The organism is Vibrio sp. 10N.247.310.17, assembly GCF_041466605.1.
GTDB classification, from domain to species: Bacteria; Pseudomonadota; Gammaproteobacteria; order Enterobacterales; family Vibrionaceae; genus Vibrio; species Vibrio tasmaniensis_A.
Genome location: NZ_JBFSTC010000160.1, coordinates 1 through 5364 on the forward strand (window position 1 = coordinate 1; position 5364 = coordinate 5364).

Genomic DNA, 5364 nt, shown 5'->3' on the forward strand with positions numbered 1-5364 from the left:
CCGCATCTTAACTTTTATTACCAAAATCACTTTGTAAATACGTGGATTCCATATACGGAACGGGGCAAAAGTGATTTAGGCAACCGAGAAGGAATTCTGTGCTAAATTAGCAATTTCTGAATAACTACCGCTTATGGAAAGTCGCTTAACTTACTGCCCAGTATTGATGGTGCAGATCAGTACCAGTTGTACATGTAATAAAAACAATAGACTTAATGTTACAGAGTGCTCAATAAATCATATGGACTTTTTGTTACATGTAAAAATGGCACTTTCAGTGCCTTGGCTGAAATGTCAAAAATGCACACCTTTATTTACAAACCTAACTTAACCCTTAAATCCAAGGGCATCCTTTCAATCGTGAGTTCGAGCATTTCTTTTGTCTTTAATCTTTTAAGCGTTTCATACTTCTCTTCTATGCTCTGGTGACTCTTCACAATCTCTTCTTTTTTATTTTTACGTAGCCCTGTGTTTTTTCTCTTTAGCTGTTTCTTTTGCTCTACCTCATGCACCTCAAGCAACTCTTTGTTTACCTCATTAAAAAAGGCGAGTGCATCTTTACTGAAGGTTGATGCCCGAAATATGCTTTGAGCACTGACTTCAACTTGTTTAGCTACTTCTGTTTTGGATATTTGGTACAGCGACTTGGGTGTTTTATTCGTGGCAACTTTTCCATAATTTTTAATAGCAGTTAATTTCGATGCTTTAAATTTAAGAATGGTGTGGTAAGCCTTAAATGTCGTATGCTGGACATCATCAATCACCCAAAGAGGTTGCTTAACTTTATCTTCTGAACTATCTTCATCATTAAGCGAATCTAAAAAATCTTCGCTTAATAGTTCATCCAACTCTTTATCAACCATACAATTCCGCCTCTCGCTCAAGTTTAGCTTCAATTGACTTAACTGCTTTTTTTATAGCTAACAATACTTTATCAACACCTTCTTTGTTTTTATTACTTTCTCTCAGTTCTTTAATTCTTCTATAGCCTGACTTTAACGTGGGTAAATGCCCCTCTAGTAAGCACCCTAAACCATTTTCATTCATCGCCTCTATTACCATTGGCTGAATTGTCTGCCAAATACCTCGTACATTACCTTGCGTGATGAGGGCGTTAGTGCAATTTAGACAAAATTCCGGCTTTGCGTCCTGTGGATTAAGACTTCCTCTTTTGGCACATTTAGCGCGACTCTCAGCACCATCTCGAGGAACACAAATAGAGAAGTGACTTGGCTGGATATTAATGATTCGACCTGTAATACGCTCTTTAAGCGCTCGAATTTCGCTCTCTGTCACCGCTTGAGTCAAGTCTGTCGCTTTCTTAACGTAACGTGCAAACCCGCCAAAATATTCCTCTCCGACGTTTTCAGCGTCTAAAATCAACATTTCAACCAATGAGTTCAAATAACGCTGCCTAGCCGAATCCATCAACCCTCGTGTATCTTTTTCTCGAAGGTACGCCATAAAAAATGAATTATCTAAGTGGCAGAACTGGTGACGAATCACCGCCCCCACATCGCCCTGATAACGAGTAAGTACCGCCTCAGCCCAAATATGGCGAAACGCATGTGGAGAGGGGTATCGTACGTCCTGCAACAACTCACCGTTAATATCTACCATTGTTTTCACATCATCCAAATCAATCGTTCCTGATTGAAGCAGAGATTTTGTTTCATCTGATAGGTATTTATCAATAATGATTTGATGTTCCTTATTCACAACTGGCTCAGATTTTGAATACAGTTCGAACGATTGCTTAATTTGCATCTGCGCTTTTTTACCTGAAAAGCTGGTATTTGATAACCTTAACCAATCTTGTTTAATTTCTTGAGCTGAAGCGAATAGATGCTTATAACGAGCACTTTTCACATCATACTTGCTAAGTAACGCAGCCAGCTCTTTTGGCTCTTGGCCCGCTAACTCGCTCTCTTTTTTGGATAATAACGTATCGAGTCTCACCGCTTCATTGAAAGGTTGATAGTTACCGACAAACCCAAGCCAGTTTGCCTTTACTCTTTTTTCAATATACCCACCAGACTGATTACTATTTTCCTTTTTAGCACTAGGAGCAGGTTCATACAGGCAAGGTGCGTCATCGGAACTATTAAATAATTCATTGAGCTGCGCTGAAATTTGGTAGCACTGAGAAGTGATTTCACGGTCAATCTTTGTGGCTCTATTGGTCTTGGGGACTAACCACTTTAATTTGAACCGAAATGGAACATGAGCATTATCTAAAATATCCAGGTTGGGCTCAGGTCGAATGGCATTAAAAGGGAATCCGTACTCACCTTTACGATAACCTGTCCACGCTATAAAGAGATTTGTCATCGCATAGGCGGTAGAATCAAGAGCAACTCTAAAGCTTTGATAGGTTTGTTGGTTTGCACCATTTAACAACTTATTCCCCCAATTTTTTAAATCCCTTAAAAATGCACCTTGATTTAATTTTTGTTGGTCAATGATAAGCTGCATTTTCCTGTAAACATCGTCTACCGAAACATCAACCAACTCACAACTTTCTAGAAACGTTGTCTCTAATGAGACAATATAGCCTTGCCAAACATCACTTGGTTTTTTATGTCCATCTAGCCCATGGTATTTTTGCAGCATCAAGATACGAATGATTTCTGCCGCATCGAATCGAGCGCCTAACCCTAACTCTAAGACCAAAGCTTCAATGCAATCTTCTTTGAGCGACATAGCGCTATCAAAGTGCTGAAGGTATATATCATAAGTCACTTGCTCAGTTTGCTCTTTGAACTCTTGGTGACTTATCCCATAAGTTACCTTCTGCAATTTATCTAAAGGCAACCCAGCTAAGGCCGATAAAAAGACATTGAGCAGCCTGCTTTTGCCCTTACTTTCTTTGATTTCACTGAGCTTATTCCTTTCAATGATGGATGACAGTGTTTTTTTGCATACCGACATGTAGAGAAAATTATCTTGATACATGCCTCTCAGGTAGTCCACATAGTATTGACCAAGTTCAAGTCCGAGGAAGTTTAAACTGCCTCCCTTTTTATAGTCTGCTAATGATATTTGATACTGAGATTTGCAAATGTCATCAAGGCTTCTTTCTACCTGCTTTTGAGTCAGGCTATTGTCTATCACCCCCATAACACCCAAGGTTTGCAGTTTATTTCTCACCCTTGGAAAAGAAATCGGGTTAATAGCCCCTCTATAGGAAGGTGTAGACACACGATTAAAGAACCCTTTCTCATTCACTAATTGGCCTAGAAAAGATGTCCAAAAGTCGTCAAATATACCCTGTACCAATACGTTCGTATTTTTGGTGTTCAAAAACGCAAATAGATGCAATACCATTTGGTAAACTTGACCAGCTTGAGCACTACTCTTAGGGCTAAGGCAACTCAAGAAAAAAAGCTTCGCATACTCTTTTGAGGTTAGCGGGTAAACCTGCTCATTTATCTTAATAAAACCTGAAGACTCAATGTTAAAGTGAGGCAAATCAAACAAAGAGAAATCGATCCTAGAATGCCTTCCATTACTCGCTCTAAAGCAACATACATCATCAAACCATGATGCGTTATCACTAACAACGTCAGGGTGAGCAAGCAGTTTCTGGCTCTGGTCTTGCCAAAAGGATTCAAGAGGGGTTGCGAATACTGAGAATGCCATGAAATTTATCCTCGCTAGATTGAGTGGAACACACTCATCACTACATTGTTTTTAACCATCTTCTGGAATTGATCAAGCCCATTTTGCTGAGAGTTTTTACTCATCTGATTCAATGTAAATTCCATCCACTCAACGGTTGGCATTGCGGTTTTATAAAGAAAGTCAGGGTTACGAGCCAAGAGTCTTTTGTAGTGCTTTTGAAATTCATGTAGATAGTTGTACATTTTCAGTGCTGTTAGCGGGCTGTCGACAACATAAATAGGTGATAACGAGTCTTCGTCAGCTTTGTCACTCAATGACAGAATACCCACCTCATTCACTTGCCCCTGGCCTTTTCCTGTTATCATGCGAAGCCTTGCGTTCATCTCCTCGGTTTTATAGGAGACAGTTTCAGACACCGCCATGAATTCACTGTTAAAGCGCTCTATTTCAAGAGCGTTTTCAGGATCGTTATCAAAGTCCAAATCAAAAACATTATTAATTAAATCAAGCATGACTTCACGAGTAATGCGTCCCGCACTGTTTATCCACTCTTCATTGTCTTCATTAAGGTAATGAGCTTTCTCCGTTTTGTTGGTGTGTGAGTTTCTATTTATCAAATAATGGAGAGTGTAAGGGTCGCTAAAAGCGTGAACAGCGCTATTCTTTATGGCTTGCAAACTAAACAATTCTCTCTGAATCGGTGTCTCTGATTGCTGAGTAAGAGTGGTTAACTCTTCAGTTGAGTATTTTTTAGCATTAAGGACAACATTTTGCTTATGAGTACCCTTTGATATTAAAGCGCACAGTACAGGTGGGATTAGGAGAGGGAGATTTTGTCTCTGGTGTTGATTTTTCAATGATAAATTTATACCAGTCGATAATAAAAGGAAGCGTATTGCCCCACTATTGGAATTTATTCCTTTTGAAATTGTGATCTGCTTTTGATAACAAAGTGCTTGTCCTTTAAGTGAAGAAGCAAGGAAAGTTAATAGCGCCTTTCCTTCAACTGTCTTTGTTGAAAGTGAGCGCGTCGTATGGAAAACTCGAGCTCGACCTTTAAAATACTCACACTCAATATGAACCACTTGGTTTCCCACTCTCATGGTTTTAAAGGAATCATGAGTAAGCTTGGGAATATCCCAAGGCTGAACCGTTAAACTGGCCATTAACCATGAAAACATCATCCTTTCGACCTCTGAGATAGGAAGGGGGTCATCATCTGATAGCAAGTCACTCAACATATCAATAGACAAGAAGTTCCCGCTACTAGTACCTATATTGCGATCACAAAAGTCAGTACTAACCTTATTTTTCAGTCTGTTTTTATTCAGAAAAATACCATCACAGGCAGCTTGAGAATCTAACGATGATAATAGGCTTTGATAACTTTTTTTACTTTTTGCATTAGATAATACAAGTAGCTCTAATGCCGATGTTAATGTATATGAGGGTTTTTCAATGTTATGGTAAAAGCTAATTACCTGATAAAGAATGTTCCCAACTAACTCCTCCTTTTTTTTTCTAGATAACGCTGAATAGTCCTGATGCAGCCAGACAGATAAATCCAGACTCGAAGTTAAAAGGTGCTCCTTGAGTGATTTTTTATATTCATTTAACTCAAGGATAATGGTAGAAGCTGTCAGACTTAATGAATTAATCGCTAACTTTGGGGAAGCCAGAGCTGCATACGGTGTTTTTCAAGGTAGTTGTCATCATTTGCTTGCTTATTAAGCAGCTTCT

3 protein-coding genes are annotated in these 5364 nt (G+C 39.0%); all 3 read right to left on the reverse strand.

Annotation, left to right across the window (positions count from 1 at the left end):
- Nucleotides 1-314: 314 nt before the first annotated feature.
- On the reverse strand, nucleotides 315-863 hold the full coding sequence (locus tag AB6D80_RS24035) for a hypothetical protein (RefSeq protein WP_372189835.1): 549 nt from the start codon (nucleotides 861-863) through the stop codon (nucleotides 315-317).
- The gene (locus tag AB6D80_RS24040) at nucleotides 856-3480 is read right to left on the reverse strand and encodes a hypothetical protein (protein WP_347337745.1); all 2625 of its coding nucleotides are present in this window, start codon (nucleotides 3478-3480) and stop codon (nucleotides 856-858) included. Before AB6D80_RS24040 ends, AB6D80_RS24035 begins: the two co-directional genes overlap by 8 nt.
- Before the next feature lie 176 nt (nucleotides 3481-3656).
- Nucleotides 3657-4877, reverse strand: a complete 1221-nt coding sequence (locus AB6D80_RS24045; RefSeq protein WP_372189837.1) for a hypothetical protein — start codon at nucleotides 4875-4877, stop codon at nucleotides 3657-3659.
- Nucleotides 4878-5364 lie beyond the last annotated feature (487 nt).